Origin of the sequence: Streptomyces caeruleatus, from assembly GCF_001514235.1 — a bacterium.
GTDB lineage: Bacteria > Actinomycetota > Actinomycetes > Streptomycetales > Streptomycetaceae > Streptomyces > Streptomyces caeruleatus.
The window spans coordinates 611,896-631,673 of sequence record NZ_KQ948928.1; the positions used below are offsets into that span (position 1 = coordinate 611,896).

16 protein-coding genes are annotated in these 19,778 nt (G+C 71.9%); 9 read left to right on the forward strand and 7 right to left on the reverse strand.

Annotation, left to right across the window (positions count from 1 at the left end):
• Positions 1-62 precede the first annotated feature (62 nt).
• The gene (locus AQJ67_RS18140; RefSeq protein ID WP_107122907.1) at positions 63-1,100 is read right to left on the reverse strand and encodes a helix-turn-helix transcriptional regulator; all 1,038 of its coding nucleotides are present in this window, start codon (positions 1,098-1,100) and stop codon (positions 63-65) included.
• A 236-nt stretch (positions 1,101-1,336) separates the two neighbouring features.
• On the opposite strand from AQJ67_RS18140, the gene AQJ67_RS18145 reads away from it, so the two are divergent.
• Positions 1,337-2,617 (forward strand): PP2C family serine/threonine-protein phosphatase, encoded by a 1,281-nt coding sequence (locus AQJ67_RS18145; protein ID WP_062719947.1) that lies wholly within the window; start codon positions 1,337-1,339, stop codon positions 2,615-2,617.
• A 9-nt stretch (positions 2,618-2,626) separates the two neighbouring features.
• Here the strand turns inward: AQJ67_RS18145 and AQJ67_RS18150 are convergent, their stop codons facing one another.
• The gene (locus AQJ67_RS18150; protein ID WP_062719949.1) at positions 2,627-3,961 is read right to left on the reverse strand and encodes a transcriptional regulator; all 1,335 of its coding nucleotides are present in this window, start codon (positions 3,959-3,961) and stop codon (positions 2,627-2,629) included.
• 244 nt (positions 3,962-4,205) lie between these two features.
• On the opposite strand from AQJ67_RS18150, the gene AQJ67_RS18155 reads away from it, so the two are divergent.
• Positions 4,206-4,823 (forward strand): hypothetical protein, encoded by a 618-nt coding sequence (locus AQJ67_RS18155; protein ID WP_062719951.1) that lies wholly within the window; start codon positions 4,206-4,208, stop codon positions 4,821-4,823.
• Between the two features lie 184 nt (positions 4,824-5,007).
• Here AQJ67_RS18155 and AQJ67_RS18160 read toward each other — a convergent pair whose 3' ends face one another.
• Complete coding sequence (locus AQJ67_RS18160) at positions 5,008-5,289, reverse strand: hypothetical protein (protein WP_062719953.1); 282 nt, start codon at positions 5,287-5,289, stop codon at positions 5,008-5,010.
• A 145-nt stretch (positions 5,290-5,434) separates the two neighbouring features.
• On the opposite strand from AQJ67_RS18160, the gene AQJ67_RS18165 reads away from it, so the two are divergent.
• Positions 5,435-5,917: an ATP-binding protein gene (locus AQJ67_RS18165; RefSeq protein WP_079056009.1), complete on the forward strand. Its 483-nt coding sequence runs from the start codon at positions 5,435-5,437 to the stop codon at positions 5,915-5,917.
• Between the two features lie 68 nt (positions 5,918-5,985).
• On the opposite strand, the gene AQJ67_RS18170 is transcribed toward AQJ67_RS18165, so the two are convergent.
• Positions 5,986-7,026 carry a DUF2637 domain-containing protein gene (locus AQJ67_RS18170; RefSeq protein WP_062719955.1) on the reverse strand — a complete coding sequence of 347 codons (1,041 nt, stop codon included), beginning with the start codon at positions 7,024-7,026 and terminating at the stop codon, positions 5,986-5,988.
• A 304-nt stretch (positions 7,027-7,330) separates the two neighbouring features.
• On the reverse strand, positions 7,331-8,182 hold the full coding sequence (locus AQJ67_RS18175; protein ID WP_062719957.1) for a (2Fe-2S)-binding protein: 852 nt from the start codon (positions 8,180-8,182) through the stop codon (positions 7,331-7,333).
• Between the two features lie 155 nt (positions 8,183-8,337).
• On the opposite strand from AQJ67_RS18175, the gene AQJ67_RS18180 reads away from it, so the two are divergent.
• Complete coding sequence (locus tag AQJ67_RS18180; protein WP_062719959.1) at positions 8,338-9,150, forward strand: GntR family transcriptional regulator; 813 nt, start codon at positions 8,338-8,340, stop codon at positions 9,148-9,150.
• A 639-nt stretch (positions 9,151-9,789) separates the two neighbouring features.
• On the opposite strand, the gene AQJ67_RS18185 is transcribed toward AQJ67_RS18180, so the two are convergent.
• Positions 9,790-10,566, reverse strand: a complete 777-nt coding sequence (locus AQJ67_RS18185; RefSeq protein WP_062719961.1) for a hypothetical protein — start codon at positions 10,564-10,566, stop codon at positions 9,790-9,792.
• 152 nt (positions 10,567-10,718) lie between these two features.
• Positions 10,719-12,395 carry a PucR family transcriptional regulator gene (locus AQJ67_RS18190; protein WP_062719963.1) on the reverse strand — a complete coding sequence of 559 codons (1,677 nt, stop codon included), beginning with the start codon at positions 12,393-12,395 and terminating at the stop codon, positions 10,719-10,721.
• 410 nt (positions 12,396-12,805) lie between these two features.
• Between AQJ67_RS18190 and AQJ67_RS18195 the strand changes: the two genes are divergently transcribed.
• From AQJ67_RS18195 to AQJ67_RS18215, 5 genes are all read left to right on the forward strand, one after another.
• The gene (locus AQJ67_RS18195; RefSeq protein WP_062719965.1) at positions 12,806-13,705 is read left to right on the forward strand and encodes an FAD binding domain-containing protein; all 900 of its coding nucleotides are present in this window, start codon (positions 12,806-12,808) and stop codon (positions 13,703-13,705) included.
• Positions 13,705-14,307, forward strand: coding sequence for a (2Fe-2S)-binding protein (locus AQJ67_RS18200; protein ID WP_062719967.1), 603 nt, complete (start codon positions 13,705-13,707; stop codon positions 14,305-14,307). The genes AQJ67_RS18195 and AQJ67_RS18200 overlap by 1 nt, the downstream gene beginning before the upstream one ends.
• Positions 14,308-14,309: 2 nt before the next feature.
• Positions 14,310-16,694 (forward strand): xanthine dehydrogenase family protein molybdopterin-binding subunit, encoded by a 2,385-nt coding sequence (locus AQJ67_RS18205; RefSeq protein ID WP_062719969.1) that lies wholly within the window; start codon positions 14,310-14,312, stop codon positions 16,692-16,694.
• Between the two features lie 245 nt (positions 16,695-16,939).
• Positions 16,940-18,400 (forward strand): NCS2 family permease, encoded by a 1,461-nt coding sequence (locus AQJ67_RS18210; RefSeq protein WP_062719972.1) that lies wholly within the window; start codon positions 16,940-16,942, stop codon positions 18,398-18,400.
• A 57-nt stretch (positions 18,401-18,457) separates the two neighbouring features.
• Entirely contained in the window at positions 18,458-19,609 is a 1,152-nt protein-coding gene (locus tag AQJ67_RS18215; protein ID WP_062719974.1) for an XdhC family protein, read from the forward strand.
• The last annotated feature ends 169 nt before the right edge of the window (positions 19,610-19,778 follow it).

A 19,778-nucleotide genomic window follows, 5' to 3' on the forward strand; every position in this document is an offset into this window, starting at 1 on the left:
CAGAGTGCCGGAGCTCACGAGTACGCGCAGATCAGCGTCGTCGCCGCAGATGCGACGCCCGGTCACACCGCCGGTCCCACGCCCGTCGCCCCCGGCCGCTCCCGCACCCCGTCACCCCTGCCGCCCCGGGCCACCCACCCCCGCTCGTACGCGTGCCACCCCAGCTGCAGCCGTGTCGTCACCCCGGTCAGCTCCATCAGCCGCTTCACCCGGCGCTGCACGGTCCGCAGCCCCAGGTCCAGCTGTTTGGCCACGCTCGCGTCGGTCAGGCCCGCCAGCAGCAGGGAGAGCACCTCCAGGTCGGTGTCGTCGGGTCCGTCCGGCTGCTGCTCGGCGACGCCGGTCGTGCCGAGGCGTATCGGGAGCGCCTCGCGCCACACCGACTCGAACAGCCCGAAGAGCAGCTCCAGCAGCCCGCTCGCGTGGACGACGAGCGCGGCCGGCTCCGCGGTGTGCGAGGTGAGCGGCACCAGGGCGAGCGTACGGTCGGCGATCACCAGCCTGGCCGGGACCCGGTCCACGACCCGGACCTGCTCCTCGCGGCCGAGCGCGGCGGACAGCTCGGTGATGCCGTCCGGCTGGTCCAGGACCGAGCGCTCCAGGACCACCCGGGAGCGCACCCCGCGGTCGGCGGCCCGCTCCTCGGCGCCGTCCTCGATGCCGGTGACGGCGACCGGGTGGCCGGTGACCAGCGCGCACACCTCCTCGCGCGCCCCGAGCTGGAGCTGCAGGAAGCGCTGCGAAACCGCGGCCGCGCCGATCACCACCTCGACGAGATCGTGCACGGCGGGCTCGGCGACCCCCGCCCGGTACTCGTCGGCGAGCATCGCGGCCACCAGCTCCGCCTTCTCCAGCTCGTGCCGCTGCTGGGTGAGCAGCGCGCCCAGTGCCACGCCGGGCGGGGCGGCGACCCAGCGGCCGGGCCGGGCCGAGGACTGCGCCGCGAGGCCGTGCCGCTCCAGCCGGCGCAGGGCGCGCTCCGTGTCGTGCTCGCCGAGCGTCAGCCGCCGGGCGAGATCGGGCACGTCGGCGGCCCCCACGGACACCAGGGCCCGGTACGCCGACTCATGCGTCTCGTCGAGACCAATCACTCCCAGCATCGGGCCGCGCCCCTCCCAGAGAACACCGGTGTTCGGTCCGTGGCGGGAAACGGCCCGCGCAACCGGCCTGCGCACATCATCGCCGTACCACCTGTGACTCTGCCAAGGTGCCGCCACCCGTTGTCTCGCAAGGGTGTTCAACACCTCACCCGACCACGCCACTTGAGGTGGTTCGACGGGTCGGATTTTCCTGATGCCCCGTTTTCATCCGGCCCGCGCGGTGGACAATTGGGGGCATGAGCCAGCAGGGGGGAAGGCCCACCGGTCACGAGGACGACTGGTGGGGGCAGCTGTACGGTGACTTCACCGAGGACACGGGCCCCACGGTGGCGCCCGACTCGCTGGACGACCGGTTCGCCTCGGCGGCGGGCGCGGTGAACCAGCCTGCGGCGGCCGGGGTTTCCGGCGCCGGGGCCCCGGGGACGGGCGCGGCCGTTCCGTCGCCGCGAGCCGACACGGATGCCGCGCCGGGCCGGTCGACGTTCCCGCCCGGTCTGCCGAAACCGCCGGGGTTCACCGTGGAGCCACCGCCCGAACCCGCGCCGCCCCCTCGCCCCCTCGACTACGTGGGCGACGGCCCGCCCACCTACGCCGCCGAACCCACCACCCTCCCGCCCGCGGACCCCGACGACCTCGACGACCTGGTCGCCGACACCGTCCTCGACGGCGCCCGCTACGGCGCCTGCACCCTGCGCGCCGTGTCCCTGCGCGGCGACTCCGCCCGCTACCGGGGCGAACCCCGCCGCGACTGTCTCCTCACCGCCCGCTTCGGCACCGGCGACCAAGCCCTGGTCCTGGTCGCGATGGCCACCGGCGCCCGGGCCACCCCGGGCGCCCACCGCGCCGCGGCCGAGGCCTGCCACTGGATCGGCCGGGCCGTCGGCCGCAGTCAACCGAAGCTCGCGCAGGACATCAGGGCCGCCCGGCGCGGCGACCTCAAGTCCGGCCTGCACCGCCTCACCGACCGCAGCCTCGGCAAACTCCGCGCCAGCGCCGCCGAACAGGGCATCGAACCCGAGGAGTACGCGGCGACCCTGCGCTGCCTCCTGCTGCCCGCCGACCCCGAGTGCCGTACTCGTGTGTTCTTCGGCGTCGGCCCGGGCGGACTGTTCCGGCTGCGCGACGGCGAGTGGCAGGACATCGAACCCCGCGTCACCGACGCCACCGGCGAACCGGTCGTCGGCTTCGGCTCCCTGCCCGCCGAGACCCCCGAGGGCGACCGCCTCACCATGGACCTCGGCATCACCACACCCCCGAGCCCCTACGACCCCGCCCCCGAGCCGCCCCGCGAACCCTTCCGCTTCCGCGCCTCCGTGGCCCGCCCCGGCGACGCCCTGCTGATGTGCACCGGCGGCCTCGCCGACCCTCTGCGCGGCGAACCCGAACTCGCCGCCCACCTGACCGGGCGCTGGTCCGCGGCCGAGCCGCCCGGGCTCGCCGAGTTCCTCGCCGACACCCAGGTCCGGGTCAAGGGGTACGCGGACGACCGTACGGCCGCCGCCGTGTGGGAGGCGTGACCGGCTCCCTCAGCTGCTGTACGGCACCCACTGACGCGCCGAGGTGTCGTACTCGTAGCGCGGCAGCCCCTCGATGCCCGTCGTGCGGAACGGACGGCCGTGGTCGTCGACGCGGACCGTGCCGGTGCGGCCCTGCGAGGACCAGTCCAGTTCGAGGTACCAGCTGCAGGCGCAGTTCTTGGTCCGCGCGTCGATCAGCAGCACCTCGGGGTCCTCGGCGGACACCCGGTACGGAAGCCGCATCGCCGGGATCGTGACACCCGAGTCGTTGCCGTCGGCGGGGCGGGCGACGGGCCGGTCCTTGTCCAGGTCGACGTCGAAGTAGCGGGGCGTCAGCGCTCCGCCGCAGCCGTTGTCCATGGCGTACGAGCTGCCCCCGCCGGGCGCCGCGCGGCCGACCACGCGCACCCGCAGCGCCTCCAGGACGACGGCCGTGGACGTCCGGCCCTGTACGGACACCTTCACCAGGGTCTGCCGCCCGTGCACGGCGTCGTGCGAGCCCGCCCAGGTCTCGGCGTCCTGCGGGGCGGGCGGCGGGGCGACCTGCTGCGGGGACCTGCCGATGACGTAGTCGTGCCCGCAACCCGCCTGCCAGACATGGGAGTCGGCGCTCCAGGTCAGGGGCACCCCGGCCGGGGGCCGCTGCTGCCCGGGATCCTTCGAGGGCTCCTCGGCGGTCCCGGTGGGCTTCGCCGAGGGCTTCTTCGACCCGCCGGCCTTGGGGGAGGGCGTCGTGGCGGACGGGCTCGGGGACTTGGACGTCTTCGGGCGCGGGGTGCCCGGCGGTGTCGTACGGGGCGGATCTGCGGCGTCGACGGAGTCGCTCGCGCCGGGACGGCGGTCGTCGTCCGGGAGGGCGGAGAGACTGCCGAGCGTGGCGAGGAGGGCGGTCGCCACGGCCGCGGAGACCAGCAGGCGCCGACGGCGGTACCAGGGGTGGCGGGGCGGGTCGTTCGGTGCCGGTTCCCCGACCGGAATACCGACCGGAATACCGACCGGAATACCGACCGGAGTACCGGGCGGACCGCCGGCCGGGTCCGCGGCCGGGGAATCCGCCGGCGTGGTCGCGGGCGTCGTACGCGACCGCTGCCGTGCCGCCACCGCCAGGATCCACAGCCGGTGCAGCTCCATCCGCTCCTCCGGCGTCGCCCCGCACAGGGCGGCGAACCGTTCCACGGGGGCGAAGTCGAGGGGGACCGCGTCGCCGGCGCAGTAGCGGTGCAGCGTCGAGGTGTTCATGTTCAGGCGGCGGGCCAGCTGACCGTAGCTGCGGTCGGTGCGGTCCTTCAGCCGCCTCAGTGCCGTCGCGAACTCCTGGACGTCGTCGTCCTGTGCTTCAGACACCGTTCCCCCGGGTCCTCACCGTCCCGGGACGGCATCCCAGGCACTCCATATACCTGCACGTCAGATGGGCTGGGATGGTTCCACCGTCGCGGATCGGGCGGCGGAGCTTGCGGCCGTGCGCTGTGACGGCTGATGCTCTTGGTGTCGCACCGACCAGGGGCCGGACGGACCAGCCGCCCTCGGTGACGACCACTTTCACACGTTCACGCTCTCATCGCACTCATCTCGTTCACGGGGGACAGCCATGACCGACCGCACTCGAACCGGAGCGCTCGCCGCACTCGCCGTCGCGACGCTCGCCGTCGGCGCCGCACTCACCGCCGCACCGGCCGGCGCCGCCACGAAGGCGCCGGCGCCGAAGTTCCTTTCGGCGTCCCAGCTCCCGCCGCACCCCACCTCCGCCTGGACCGCCGACAAGATCACCGACGGCGTCCCGGAGGAGATGCAGTACTGCTTCGGCGAGGCGCTGCTCGCCTACGACTCCAGCTACCGCGCCTTCCGCACCGACCTGGACACCAACGCCCAGCAGCTCAACGTCGTCGTCGGCGACAGCGCCAAGGCCAAGGCGCTCGCCACCCGCCTCGACAAGGAGGTCAAGCGCTGCATCGCCCGCATGGACACCGCCGAGGACATCGAGGCCGACTACAAGAGCTACGGCAGCCTGCCGGTCGAGGAGGGCGCCCGCGTCCACGGCTTCGCGACCCGTGCCTCGTGGGGTGCCATGGACATCAACCTCGTCTCCGTCGGCCGGGACGGCGGCACCGTCACCGTCGTGCTGTGGGGACAGATGGGCGACTTCTCGGACGCGCCGGTGAAGGCATTCAAGAAGACGACCACCACGGCGGTCAACAAGCTCTACTGACCACCACACCAGCGGGGCCGCCCTCCCGGACGGGGGTCGGGCGGGCGGCCCCGCACTCACCCGCTCACCTCACCGGCTCGCATCACGGGCTGAACCACGGCCGGACAAGCGAATTCCGGCCAGTTTCGCCGACGGCGGGCCCGACGCTGGGCGTTCACGTCGACGACGTCTCGCCGCCGCGCTTTCAACTGCCCCATGCCCGCGTCACATACGGCCGGATCGACAGCCTGGCATCGGCGGCCGGGCCGATCCCGTCCGGTCCCGGCGCCCGGGAGCGGGTCGTCGCGCGGCCGTGCGGGACTGCCCAGGTCGGCCGCCCGCGCCGCCGGCGGATGAACCGCCTCGCCTCCGCTCCCCGGACGCCCGCCTCCGGCCCGCGGGCCGTGCCGTGGCCGGTGACCGACTCGCTCCGGTCGTCGCGTACGGCGGCCTCCGGGCGGCCGGTGGGTGACGTTCCGGGTTTCATGCACCCGGCGTGCGCCGCGCCAACCTTGGCCGAACACCTGGTCGTTGACGATTCGACATGACTGGCGCCCGTCCCGATGGGAAATGGATCCCGTGAACGTGTTCGAGCCAGGAGGGGAACCGACATCGGCACGCGGGCGGGGGTCATGAAGAGGCAGGCACGAGGGGGCGGTCCCATAGCGTACGGGGCCTTCTCGGTGGAGACGGTGGAGGACCAGGCCGCGATCGAGGGGGATCGGGCGCAGCCACCTCAACTCAGGCGCAGACTCGGGCGGGCGGATCTACGGGCCGTACCGGAGGCCCGCAGGGCCCTGCGCGACCTGTTGCGGCACTGGGGGAGGCCCGGGCGGTCGGACATAGCCGAACTGCTCACCAGCGAACTCGTCACCAACGCGATCGTCCACACCGACCGCGAGGCGGTCCTGACGGCGACGGTCGGACCGGACGGACTCAGAGTGGAGGTACGGGACTTCGTGGCCCGCCGGCCCAGACTGCGCGTACCGGTCGCCGACGACGGTACGAACGGCAGGGGCCTGGTCCTGGTCGAGTCCCTCGCCGACGCCTGGGGCGTACAGCCGCACGGGGTGGGCAAGGCCGTGTGGTTCGAACTCGACGCGGATGCCGCGTGAGGCCCGACCACGGGACGGGTCGCGACCCGAGCCCGGGTCGCGCCCCATCCCGTCGATGAGCGGTGTGCTCAGCCGAACTGCTGCTCAAGATCCTTGAGCTTGCGCTCCAGCGAGTCGAGTCGCGGCAGCGCCATGGTGTCGTCCTCAGCTGTGAGGTCGACGGGGACCGGGTCAGAACCGGTGCGAACGGGCTGAAGTGAGGGACGCGACCGTACGGGCAGTTGCTCCGGCGTGGATATGGCAGGCTCCGCGGTGACTTGGGCCGAGGCACGCTCCAGCGCCTGCGTCTCGACCTGCCGTCCGTTGCCGCGGCCGATGAAGCCCCGGTGGCCCCGGCTGATGGCCTTCAGCTGGGCCCGCTCCATGCGCTGCTGGTCGCGCCGGCGCAGTCGGCTCTCGTCCTTCTGCCGCTTGTCCTCGCGGACCTCGTCGACCGCCTCGTCCAGGCTGCGCACGCCCTCCAGGAGCATCAGCGACCAGGCCTTGTAGGTCTCGCGGGGGGCCCGCAGCCAGCGGACGATCCGGATCTGCGGAAGGGGCCTGGGCACCAGACCCTGCTCGCGCAGGGCGGCCCGGCGGGTCTGCTTCAGCGCCCGGTCGAACAGCACGGCCGCGGAGAGGGACATGCCGGCGAAGAAGTGCGGGGCGCCGTCGTGGCCGATGCCCCGGGGCGCGTGCACCCAGTTGAACCAGGCGGCGGCGGCCGCGAACGTCCACACGAGTATCCGGGAACCGAGGGCCGCGTCACCGTGGCTGGCCTCGCGCACCGCGAGGACGGAACAGAACATCGCGGCGCCGTCCAGACCGAACGGCACGAGGTACTGCCAGCCGTTGTGCAGGCCGAGGTTCTGCTCACCGAAGCCGACCAGGCCGTGGAAGGAGAGGGCGGCGGCCACGGCCGCGCAGCAGAACAGCAGCACGTAGGAGGCGGTGCCGTATAGGGCCTCCTTGCGCCTACGGCGCTCTTCGCTGCGCTCCCACGAGTCGTCCGCGCCGGCGTCCTTCCCCGCGGTCTTCCCGCGCCGCAGCACCGCTATCGCCACCAGCAGGCCCAGGAGCAGTACGGCGCCCGGAAGCAGCCAGTTCAGCGATATGTCGGTCAATCTCATCTGGGGTCCCTTGCATTGGGATAGGGCGTAACGCCCGCCATAGTGGCCCAATCCCACTGGCCCTCAGGGGGTTTCGGGGCAAGAGGCCGCCAAGGAGGTGCAAGGGAATGCCCAGGGCGGCGTTCTGCTCGAACTGCCGCTTGAGGGGCGGGAGTTGAGTTCGAACAACACTACCCGTGCGGGTGGTTCCACGGAAAGTTCCTGCGCGAAGTGAGGAATTTGTGAAACGCCTGTAACCGGAACGAGTGTCCTGCTCGCGGGTGATCTTACGACACGGTGGCTTACGCCTGTGTCTGAGGGTGCCTCAACTGGCGGTGGCCAGAAGCTTGCTGACCCGGTCGGCGTCGCAGGTGCGCGGGCAGGTGGGGCAGGTGTCCTCGGGGCGCAGTGTGTAGAACATGCAGCAGCTCGCCCGGTCCCGGGTGGGCAGCGACTCGCCGTTCGGGCCGGTGAGCTCGCGGAACGCGGCCGAGCCGACGTACGGCTTCGTCGCGCCCGGCAGCAGCAGCTCCAGTTCGCGCCGCGCCCGGTTCTGCTCCCCGTCGCCGAACAGGTGGGCGACGTACCACAGGCCCTCGACGACCTCGTCGGTCGCCATGCCCCAGAGCGCTCGCCCGCGGCGCCGCATGCGCGGGCCGAACCCCGCGAGGACGGGTTCGAGGTGCTCGGCGACGGCGGTCCGCACCTCGGTGCGCAGCGCCTCCTCGTCGGGGACGACCCGCGCGCCGGGCAGGGCGGCGGCCGGGTCGTCCGGGAGGCAGGCGAAGGTGGTGGGGCGGGCCGCAAGGCGGCCCAGGGGGAGGCCGGGGGCCGTGCGGTCGTACGAGACATGCGTCACGGGGAAGCGGGGGACGCGGCGGTGCAGGAACCAGGGCACCGTGATCAGCAGGCAGACGGGCCAGGCGTAGCGGTGCAGGCCGAAACTGGCGACGACGTCCGGGCGTGCGGGCTGTCCGTAGTCGCGCCGTATCTGTGTGTCGTCCCAGGCCAGGAAGGCGTCGAGGCCGGCTGCGCCTTCGGCGAGCGCGGTGGCGGTGATCCAGCCGTCGTGTCGGGGGAGCTGTGCGTCCGGGGTGAGCTGGGTGATGCCCAGCCCCGGGAAGACCTCGGTGAGACGGGTGTACGCGTCCGTGAGGGCCGAGGGGGGCACAGGCATACTGGACCGCCGATCCGCGAGGCTTTGAAGGTAAGGCTTACCTTACCCAAGATCGCTGAGATTTGAACTGTCGCGTTCTGCGCCTAAGGTGCTTGACGGGCGAGTAACAAGACGCCGTAATGACCCCAAGTACCGACACGTCCGGAGGAGGACCCGTGAAGCAGGGCGCGCAGGGCTCCGCGGCGACGGGGATTCCGCAGGTGTCGGGGGAGGACGGGGCCGCGCGGGTGCCGTCGCAGGGGCGGGTCGGGGGTGTGGAGCGGGGCCGGGACGTCTCGGTGCCGACGGCTCGGGGTGAGCACATCCACAGCGAACCGCCGATGCCGGCGTCGGTGGCGGTGCCGGTGCCGCGTGCTGTGGTGCAGCGGGCCTCCGTGCGGGGGCAGATCCTCGACGCGCTGCGCACCGCGCTGGTCACCGGGGAGCTGACGCCCGGGGTGGTCTACTCGGCGCCCGCGCTCGGGGAGCGTTTCGGCGTCTCCGCGACGCCTGTGCGGGAGGCGATGCAGCAGCTCGCCCAGGAAGGGGCCGTCGAGGTCGTTCCCAACCGGGGGTTCCGGGTGGTCGAGCGGGGTGCTCGGGAGCTGGCGGAGCTCGCCGAGGTGCGGGCGTTGATCGAGGTTCCGGTGATGCTGCGGCTGGCGCGTACGGTCTCCGCCGAACGCTGGGCGGAACTAAGGCCGTTGGCCGAGGCGACCGTCCGGGCCGCGTCCACTGGATGCCGGGCGACGTACGCGGAGGCCGACCGGACCTTCCATCGCGCTGTGCTGTCCCTGTGCGGCAACGAACAACTCGTCCAGATCGCCGACGACCTCCACCGGCGGGCCCAGTGGCCCCTGGAGATCTCCACCCGCAGCCGCATCGACCTCCTCGCGGACGCGACGGAACACTCGGCGCTGCTGGACGCGTTGATCGCCGGGGATGTGGATGTGGTGCGGGTGCTCGTGGGGGAGCACTTCGCGGGGTGACGATGCCTGCGGCGGCCCGTTGCGGCTGGGTGGGGTTCGCGTAGCGCGGTGCGTCCGTCGGTGGGTCGGGCCGCGCCGGGGGTGTCCGTCCCTCCGTCCGGTGCTTGGACTTGCGCGAGAGGTGCCGCTTCTTGACACCGGACTCTGCGGGCGGACACCCCCCGACACGTCCCCTTCCCGCCGTCGGCGACCGCGGCCCGGTGGGGGTACGCCGCCCCCCCCAGGCACTTCCAGCCCGTCCGGCGTCCGAGAGCAAAACCGTCCCCAACTTGCCGGTCCGGATCTTTCAGCCCGTCCGGCGTTTGAGGGCGAGGTCGTCCCTAGCCCCCATCCACCCGCTGGGGGCGAGGCTGGTCCGGGCACTTTCAGCCCGTCCGGCGTCCGAGGGCAAAACCGTCCCCAATTTGCCGGTCCGGATCTTTCAGCCCGTCCGGCGTTTGAGGACAAGACCGTCCCCAGCCCCCACCCACCCGCAGGGGACTACGCGGCCCCGGGCCCCCCTTCAGCCCGTCCGGCGTTTGAGGACGAGGCCGTTCAGGCCGATGGGGGTCCAGGGGGCGGAGCCCCCTGGTGGGGTGGAAGGGGCGGAGCCCCTGGGGATGGGATGGGTAGGGGCGGCGGGGGCGAGGAAGGGGGGGGTTAGGCGGCGGCGGGTGGCGTTGGGGCGAGTTGGCGGGCCAGCCAGGTGGGGACGCCGCCGAGGAGGTGGAAGAGGCGGCGGGCCTCGTTGCGCAGTCGGGCCGCCTCGGGTTCGGTCTCCGCGTCGGCCAGGGACGCCAACGCGGGCGCCGTGCCCACCAGGTAGCCCAGTTCCTCCCGGATGCGGAGGGACTCGGCGAATCCGTGCCGCGCCTCCGCCAACTCGCCGTCGCGCAGGGCGAGTCCGGCGAGGTGACGCCAGGTGAAGGAGAGGAGAAGGGGGTCGGCATGGGCCGTCGCACCCGCGTGGGCCCGGCGGTATGCCGCACGGGCCGCCTGCGGGGAGCGCGCCAGGTTCTCCGCCAGGAGCCCGCGGCGGAAGTCCAGCAGAGCCCTGCCCGCAGCCCCCGGAGGGATCAGCGCCGCCGCCCGCCCCAACGCGGCCCGCGCCTCGTCGGCCCGATCGCGCACCGAGTGCAGCGTGGCGGCGTAGGCAAGTTGCCCGCGTTCACAAGCGGCCGCGCCCCGCTCGTCGTCACTGTGGGCGAGCGCCTCGGCCGTACGGAGCGCGTCCTCGGCCTCCTCCCAGCCCTGCTCGGTGTAGAGGCAGCGCTCCACCAGCAGCGAGGCCCGCTGGAGCGCGGCCTGCGCGGTCACCGGCTGTAGCAGGGCCGCCGCGTCCGCCCAGCACGCGCGTGAGCGCAGCCGCCATACCGCGGTCTGGAGTGGATCGTCACCGGCGGTCGTTCCGTAACCAGACATGGCGGTATGCGCCACCTGCCCTCCCCGAGCACGCCATCGAGCTGTTGAGTGGTGGCGGCATCTCAGCACGGATCGCCGGGTTCGGCCAAGAGGGTGGGTGAAGGATTTCACAAAGTCGTGGGACGAGGGCGGCACTTGGTGCCATGCGGCGGGGGAGCCCGGTGAGGTCAACTCATGCGCAATGCCAAGAAGAAATCGAGTTTGTCCTCCAGCCGGGAGAGGTCCCGGCTCGTCAACTGCTCGATTCTGCCCACTCGGTAGCGCAGTGTGTTGACGTGCAGGTGGAGACGGGTCGCGCAGCGGGTCCAGGAGCCGTCGCAGTCCAGGAAGGCCTCCAGGGTCGGGATCAGTTCGGCGCGGTGGCGGCGGTCGTAGTCGCGCAGCGGGTCGAGGAGGCGGGCCGTGAAGGCCCGGCGTACGTCGTCCGGGACGAAGGGCAGCAGGAGGACGTGCGAGGCCAGTTCCTGGTGGCCCGCCGCGCAGACCCTGCCCGGGCGTGCGGCCGCCACGCGGCGGGCGTGCCGGGCCTCCTCCAGGGCGCCGCGCAGGCCCTCCGCGGAGTGCACCGCCGCGCTCACGCCGAGCGTGACCCGGCCGTCGCCGTCCAGGCCCGCCGACAGGGCGTCACGGACCGAGTCGAGGAGCGCGTCGGCGAGGATGCCGGTCTCCGAGCCGTCGTGCTCCGAGGAGACCGCCGGGAGGGGGACCAGGGCGATGGCCTCGTCGCCGGTGTGGGCCACGGCGATACGGTCGGACGGTTCGGGGCCGGTGGCCAGCGGGTCGACCAGGATCTCCTCCAGGAGGGACTGGGCGATCGGGCCCTCCTCGATGTCGCCCCCGTCCTCCCACTCGACTCGGGCCACGACCACCTGCCAGTGGGGGGCCGCGCCGAGGCCGGGCAGCAGGACCGGGGCCGCCACCCGCAGGCGGGCGGCGATCTCGGCGGGTGCCGCGCCCGTCTGGACCAGTTCCAGGACCTCCTGGGCGAGGCGGCGGCGGACCGTGCGGGCGGCGTCGCGCCGGTCGCGTTCCACCGCGATCAGCTGGGTGACGCCCTGGAGGAGGTCGAGGCGCTCCTCGGGCCAGTCGCTCGCGTCCGCCTCCACGGCCAGCAGCCACTCCGACAGCACCGTCTCGCGCACGTCCCGCGCGGCCTGCGCCGAGCGGCCCGTGCTGCGGATCGGGAAGAGCGAGTACTGCGTGCTGCCCAGCGGCAGGCGGTGGGGGCCGCGCCGGCCCGTACGGGCGGCCGTCAGATGCTCCGCAGCCAGCCTCGCGCACACCTCGGGGGCCAGCGCCGGGCCGCCGACCTCCGAGCCCGCGATGAGCCGGCCCGTCGGTGACAGCACCCAGGCCCGCAGGTCCAGGTCCGAGCCCAGGAGGTCGAGGACCACGTCCGGGCCGCCGCCCGCAGGGCCCGAGGTCATCATCCGGCGGTGCCGGTCGACCACGGCCGCCAGGTCACCGGCCCGCTCGCCGCTGACCTGCCGTACGACATGCTCGGTGATCGTCGCGAACGCCACCGACTCGTGCACCGCGAACAGGGGGAGGCGGTGGCGGGCGCAGGCCAGGACCAGGTCGTCGGGGATGTCGCCGAGCTCGGCCTCACCGGCCCCCAGCGCCGCCACGCCGGCCTGGGCCAGGAGGCGGACGAAAGGCTCGGAGTCCGCGGAGTCGCGGCGCCAGGCCAGCCCCGTGAGGACCAGCTCGCCGCCGGAGAGGTAGCGGCTGGGGTCCCTGAGGTCGGTGGTCATCACACCGCGCACGGTGCGGTCCAGCTCGTCCTCGCCGCCGAGCAGCTTGAGGCCCAGCGCGTCGGTGTCCAGCAGTGCGCGCAGCCGCATTCTCGTCGCCGCCGTTCTTTGTCTCGAAATCTACGATGAATCTTGATGAGCTTGAGGGGTCTGTGAGTGAGGCCCGGTCGGCGGTCCGATGAGCGGCGCCGGGGGCGGTGCTCGTCGTCTTTCGGACGGTGTCCCAGGTCACAGCCTCGTGCCGGATGTTTCCAGAGGGCTCTATCGGATGTTTCCAGAGGAAAACGTGGGGGTTACTGGTGACCCCCGTTCATACGAATCTACAAGATGACCGCGCTGGCCAGCCAACTCCTTCATGGTTTCCGTGACTGACCCCGGTGGAGCAGCGCGCTGTGTACTGACGTCAATCCGCGTTAACAGCACATGAACGAGCCGGGCCCGCCGCACCTGATCTGGCTCAAACCGTACGACCCACGAGACGAAGAAGAAGAGAGCCGGTCATGGACTTCCTTCGCCCCGCCAGCTGGGAGGAGGCGCTCGCCGCTAAGGCAGAGCACCCCACCGCTGTGCCGATTGCGGGTGGCACCGATGTGATGGTCGAGATCAACTTCGACCACCGCCGGCCCGAGTACCTCCTCGACCTGAACCGCATCGGCGACCTCTACGAGTGGGAGGTCGGCGAGGACAGCGTGCGGCTCGGGGCCTCCGTCCCGTACACCCGCATCATGGAGCACCTGCGTGCCGAGCTGCCGGGCCTCGCCCTGGCCTCGCACACGGTCGCCTCCCCGCAGATCCGCAACCGCGGCGGCGTCGGCGGCAACCTCGGCACCGCCTCCCCGGCCGGTGACGCCCACCCCGCCCTCCTCGCGGCGGGCGCCGAGGTCGAGGTCGAGTCGGTGCGCGGCAGCCGCCGTATCCCGATCGACGAGTTCTACACCGGCGTCAAGCGCAACGCGCTGGCAGCGGATGAGCTCATCCGGGCCGTGCACATCAAGAAGGCCGACGGGCCGCAGCAGTACTCCAAGGTGGGGACCAGGAACGCCATGGTCATCGCCGTGTGCGCCTTCGGGCTCGCGCTGCATCCCGAGACGCGGACCGTGCGTACGGGGATCGGCTCGGCCGCCCCTACGCCGGTGCGGGCCAAGGCCGCCGAGGAGTTCCTGAACGCGGCGCTCGAAGAGGGCGGCTTCTGGGACAACGGCAAGATCATCACCCCGTCGGTCGCCAAGCAGTTCGCGGAGCTGTGCTCCGGCGCCTGCAACCCGATCGACGACGTCCGGGGCACGGCGAGTTACCGCCGCCACGCGGTCGGCGTCATGGCGCGCCGCACGCTGACCTGGACCTGGGAGTCGTACCGCGGCACTGACGGCCGTGCCAATCAGAAGGGGAGTGTCGCCTGATGCGCGTCAACTTCACTGTCAACGGACGTCCGCAGGAAGCCGACGACGTGTGGGAGGGCGAGTCCCTGCTGTACGTGCTGCGCGAGCGGCTCGGTCTGCCGGGTTCGAAGAACGCCTGTGAGCAGGGCGAGTGCGGGTCCTGCACGGTCCGGCTCGACGGGGAGCCCGTCTGCGCGTGTCTCGTCGCCGCCGGACAGGTCGAGGGCCGCGAGGTCGTGACCGTCGAGGGGCTCGCCGACTTCGCCAAGCAGCGCGCCGAGCGCGGTGGTTGCGCGACCGGGGCCTGCGGTACGGACGGGAAGGCGGGGACCTCGCTCCAGGACGCTCAGCACTGGGCGGCCAAGGGGCAGGACTCGCAGACCGGCGAGGGCACCGAACTGTCCCCGGTCCAGCAGGCGTTCATCGACGCCGGCGCCGTCCAGTGCGGTTTCTGCACGCCCGGACTGCTGGTCGCCGCCGACGAGATGCTGGAGCGCAACCCCAACCCGACCGACGCGGACATCCGCGAGGCGCTGTCGGGCAACCTGTGCCGCTGCACCGGTTACGAGAAGATCATGGACGCGGTCCGCCTCGCGGCCGCCCGGCAGGGAGAGGCGGTCTGAGCATGCCCGCGAACGGCGCTCCTACGAAGATCACCCAGGGGACCCGGACCAAGGGCGGCATCGGTGAGTCGACCCTCCGCCCGGACGGCACCCTCAAGGTCACCGGCGAGTTCGCCTACTCGTCCGACATGTGGCACGAGGACATGCTCTGGGGGCAGATCCTCCGCTCGACCGTCGCGCACGCCGAGATCGTGTCCATCGACACGAGCGAGGCCCTCGCCATGGCCGGTGTCTACGCCGTCATGACGTACGACGACCTGCCGACCGACGTGCGGAACTACGGCCTGGAGATCCAGGACACCCCGGTCCTCGCCCACGGCAAGGTACGCCACCACGGTGAGCCGGTTGCGATCGTCGCCGCCGACCACCCGGAGACGGCGCGCCGCGCCGCCGCCAAGATCAAGGTCGACTACCGCGAGCTGCCCGTCATCACCGACGAGGCCTCCGCGACCGCCCCGGACGCGATCCTCGTCCACGAGGGCCGCGACGACCACCACAGCGGCCACGTCCCGCACCCCAACATCGTCCACCGCCAGCCGATCCTCCGCGGCGACGCGGCGGCGGCCGCCGAGCGGGCCGACTTCGTCGTCAAGGGCGAGTACACCTTCGGCATGCAGGACCAGGCCTTCCTCGGCCCCGAGTCGGGTCTCGCCGTGCCGGACGAGGACGGTGGCGTCCACCTCTACATCGCCACCCAGTGGCTGCACTCCGACCTGAAGCAGATCGCGCCGGTCCTCGGCCTGCCCGAGCGCAAGGTCCGCATGACGCTCTCCGGCGTCGGCGGTGCCTTCGGCGGCCGCGAGGACCTGTCGATGCAGATCCACGCCTGTCTGCTGGCGATGCGCACCGGCAAACCGGTCAAGATCGTCTACAACCGCTTCGAGTCCTTCTTCGGGCACGTCCACCGCCACCCCGCCAAGCTCTACTACGAGCACGGCGCCACGAAGGACGGCAAGCTCACCCACGTGAAGTGCCGGATCGTGCTGGACGGCGGCGCGTACGCCTCCGCCTCCCCGGCCGTCGTCGGCAACGCCTCCTCGCTGTCGATCGGCCCGTACGTGGTCGACGACGTCGACATCGAGGCCATCGCCCTCTACACCAACAACCCGCCCTGCGGCGCCATGCGCGGCTTCGGCGCGGTCCAGGCGTGCTTCGCCTACGAGGCGCAGATGGACAAGCTCGCCGACGCCGTCGGTATGGACCGGGTGGCGTTCCGGCAGCTCAACGCGATGGAGCAGGGCACGATCATGCCGACGGGCCAGCCCGTCGACTCGCCGGCCCCGGTCGCCGAACTGCTGCGCCGCGTCAAGGCGATGCCGCTGCCTCCCGAGCGCCAGTGGGAGTCCAGCGAGGGCTCGGACGTACGGCAGCTGCCGGGCGGTCTGTCCAACACCACGCACGGTGAAGGCGTCGTCCGGGGTGTCGGCTACGCGGTCGGCATCAAGAACGTCGGTTTCTCCGAGGGCTTCGACGACTACTCCACCGCCAAGGTGCGCATGGAGGTCATCGCCGGCCAGCCCGTCGCCACCGTGCACACCGCGATGGCCGAGGTCGGCCAGGGCGGCGTCACCGTCCACGCGCAGATCGCCCGCACCGAGCTGGGCGTCACCCAGGTCACCATCCACCCCGCGGACACCCAGGTCGGCTCGGCCGGTTCGACGTCCGCCTCCCGGCAGACGTACGTCACCGGCGGCGCCGTCAAGAACTCCTGCGAGCTGGTCCGCGAGAAGGTCCTGGAGATCGGGCGCCGCAAGTTCGGCTCCTACCACCCCGCCTGGGCCACCGCCGAGCTGCTCCTGGAGGGCGGCAAGGTCGTCACCGACGGCGGCGAAGTGCTCGCCGACCTCGTCGACGTACTCGAAGGCGAGAGCGTCGAGGTTGAGGCCGAGTGGCGGCACCGCCCCACCGAGGCCTTCGACCTGCGCACCGGCCAGGGCAACGGCCACGTCCAGTACTCCTTCGCCGCGCACCGCGCCGTCGTCGAGGTCGACACCGAACTCGGCCTGGTCAAGGTGATCGAGCTGGCCTGCGCCCAGGACGTCGGCAAGGCGCTCAACCCGCTGTCCGTCATCGGCCAGATCCAGGGCGGCACGCTCCAGGGCATGGGCGTCGCGGTGATGGAGGAGATCATCGTCGACCCCAAGACCGCGAAGGTCAGGAACCCGTCCTTCACGGACTACCTGCTCCCCACGATCCTCGACACGCCGATCATCCCCGTCGACGTGCTCGAACTCGCCGACGACCACGCCCCGTACGGGCTGCGGGGCATCGGCGAGGCCCCCACCCTGTCGTCGACCCCGGCCGTCCTCGCGGCGATCCGGAACGCGACCGGGCTGGAGCTCAACCGCACGCCGGTACGTCCGGAGCACCTCACCGGAACGGCGTAGCAAAGCTCTCCGGGCGGCGCCGGGAACGTCACACTTCGCCGCGCCGCCCGGAGGAACCAAGTACCGCACCGCTCGCGGCACTTGACTCCCCAGCAAGTACCAGCACCACGGATGCCGTTCACCGGATCCTGAATCGTTCGTCTCGGGCCGTCCCCCGGGTCGTGCGGCCGAAGCACCTTCCCAAATCCCGCTGCCGTCAGGGCGGCCGCGCGGGTGCCCCTTTGAACCTTGGGAGTAGGCCCCACATGACCCAGCAGTCACTGGAGCCGACGACGTCGGCCGAAGACGCGGGAGAAGGAACCCGCGTCCCGGCCGGCAGGTCGTGGCTCGACCGGTACTTCCACATATCCCACCGAGGATCCACGGTCGCGCGTGAGGTGCGCGGCGGCGTCACCACCTTCATGGCGATGGCGTACATCCTCCTGCTCAACCCGTTGATCCTGTCCGGCAAGGACGTCGCCGGGGACATGCTCGCCCAGAAGGCCCTCATCACCGCGACCGCGTTCGCGGCGGCCTTCACCACGCTCCTGATGGGCTTCTTCGGCAAGGTGCCGCTGGCCCTCGCCGCGGGCCTGTCCGTCTCCGGCGTCCTCGCCTCGCAGGTCGCCCCGCAGATGACGTGGCCGCAGGCCATGGGCATGTGTGTGATGTACGGCGTGGTCATCATGCTGCTGGTCGTCACCGGCCTGCGCGAGATGATCATGAACGCGATCCCGCTGGCGCTGAAGCACGCGATCACCATGGGCATCGGCCTGTTCGTGGCGCTGATCGGCTTCGCCAAGGCCGGTTTCGTGCACCAGGGCGAGTCCACCCTGGTCACCCTCGGCCCGGCCGGTGAACTGGCCGGCTGGCCGGTGCTGCTCTTCGCCGTCACGCTGCTCGCGATCTTCATGCTCCAGGCGCGCGGCGTCCCCGGCGCCATCCTGATCGGCATCGTCGGCGGCACCGTCCTCGCCGTCGCCCTCAACGCCTTCGACGTCATCGACCCCAAGCAGTGGGCGGGCGGCGCCGCACCCGAACTGCACGGCAGCGCGGTGTCCATGCCCGACTTCTCGATCTTCGGCAACGTCGAGTTCGGCGGCTGGGGCGAGGTCGGCGCGATGACGGTCGGCATGATCGTGTTCACGCTCGTGCTCGCCGGGTTCTTCGACGCGATGGCGACGATCATCGGCGTCGGCACCGAGGCCAAGCTCGCCGACGACAAGGGCCGGATGCCGGGCCTGTCCAAGGCGCTGTTCATCGACGGCGCGGGCGGTGCGATCGGAGGCGTGGCGGGCGCGTCGGGCCAGACGGTGTTCGTCGAGTCGGCGACCGGCGTGGGCGAGGGCGCCCGCACGGGTCTCTCCTCGGTCGTCACCGGCCTGTTCTTCGCGGCCTGTCTGTTCTTCACCCCGCTCACGGCGATCGTGCCGGGCGAGGTCGCGGCCGCCGCCCTGGTGGTGATCGGCGCCATGATGATGATGAACGCGCGGCACGTGGACTGGGCCGACCGGGCCACCGCGATCCCGGTGTTCCTCACCGTCGTGCTCATGCCGTTCACCTACTCGATCACGGCCGGTGTCGCGGCCGGCGTCATCTCCTACGTCGCCATCAAGATCGCGCAGGGCAAGGCGCGGGAGATCGGGGCCTTCATGTGGGCCCTGACAGGCATCTTCATCGTCTATTTCGCCCTCAATCCCATTGAGAGCTGGATGGGCGTGCACTAGGCGCCTCCCGGCAACCGGGAATCGCCCTCCACACAACCGCCTTAAGGAGACCGACAGATGCTGGACATCGCCGAAGAGCTGCACCGGTGGGTCGAGCAGGGACGTGACTTCGCCGTGGCCACCGTGGTGGCGGTCGGCGGCAGCGCACCCCGGCAACCCGGTGCCGCGCTCGCGGTGGACGCCGACGGCACGGCCATCGGCTCGGTCTCCGGCGGCTGTGTGGAGGGCGCGGTGTACGAGCTGTGCCAACAGGCGCTGCGGGACGGCGAGACGGTCCTGGAGCGCTTCGGCTACAGCGACGACGACGCCTTCGCGGTCGGACTGACCTGCGGCGGCATCATCGACATCCTCGTCACGCCGGTACGGGCCGCCGACCCGTACCGCCCGGTTCTCGCGGCCGCGCTGCGGGCGGCCGCGAGCGGGGAGACGGCGGCCGTGGCCCGGATCGTGTCCGGGCCGGCCGAACTGATGGGCCACGCTCTGCTCGTCGACCCCGACGGCGGTTACGACGGCGGCTTCGGCGCCCACCCCGAACTGGACCGTACGGTCGCGGCGGAGGCCGGCGCCCTCCTGGACGCGGGCCGCACCGGCACCCTGGAGATCGGCGAACAGGGCTCGCGCTGCGGCGCCCCGCTCACGGTCCTCGTCGAGTCCTCGGTCCCGGCGCCCCGGATGATCGTCTTCGGCGCCATCGACTTCGCGTCGGCGCTGGTGCGCGTCGGCAAGTTCCTGAACTACCACGTGACCGTGTGCGACGCCCGCCCGGTCTTCGCGACGAAGGCCCGCTTCCCGGAGGCCGACGAGATCGTCGTCGAGTGGCCGCACAAGTACCTGGAGCGGACGTCCGTCGACGCCCGGACGGTCCTGTGCGTCCTCACCCACGACGCCAAGTTCGACGTACCCCTGCTCCGGCTCGCGCTGCGGCTGCCGGTCGCGTACGTCGGCGCGATGGGCTCCCGCCGCACCCACCTGGACCGCAACGACCGGCTCAGGGAAGTCGGCGTGAGCGAACTGGAGCTGGCCCGGCTCAGGTCCCCCATCGGACTGGACCTCGGCGCCCGCACCCCGGAGGAGACGGCCCTGTCGATCGCCGCGGAGATCGTCGCGAGCCGGCGGGGCGGCAGCGGGGTGTCCCTGACGGGGGCTCACACACCGATCCATCACGACGCGGCCGGGCGGCCCGCGGGGCGGATCGGCTCGGTGGCGTAACGGCGCGAGTCGCCGTACGACGCCCATCGGCGCGTACACGTTTTCCTGAGAATGAGAATGAGAACGAGGGGGATTCTTGGACAGCGAAGAGCTGTTCCTGAGGCAGGACGCCGCATTTCTCGAAACGCCCGAAGGGGTGCTGCTCAGAGGAGGAGGTGAGGATTTCTTT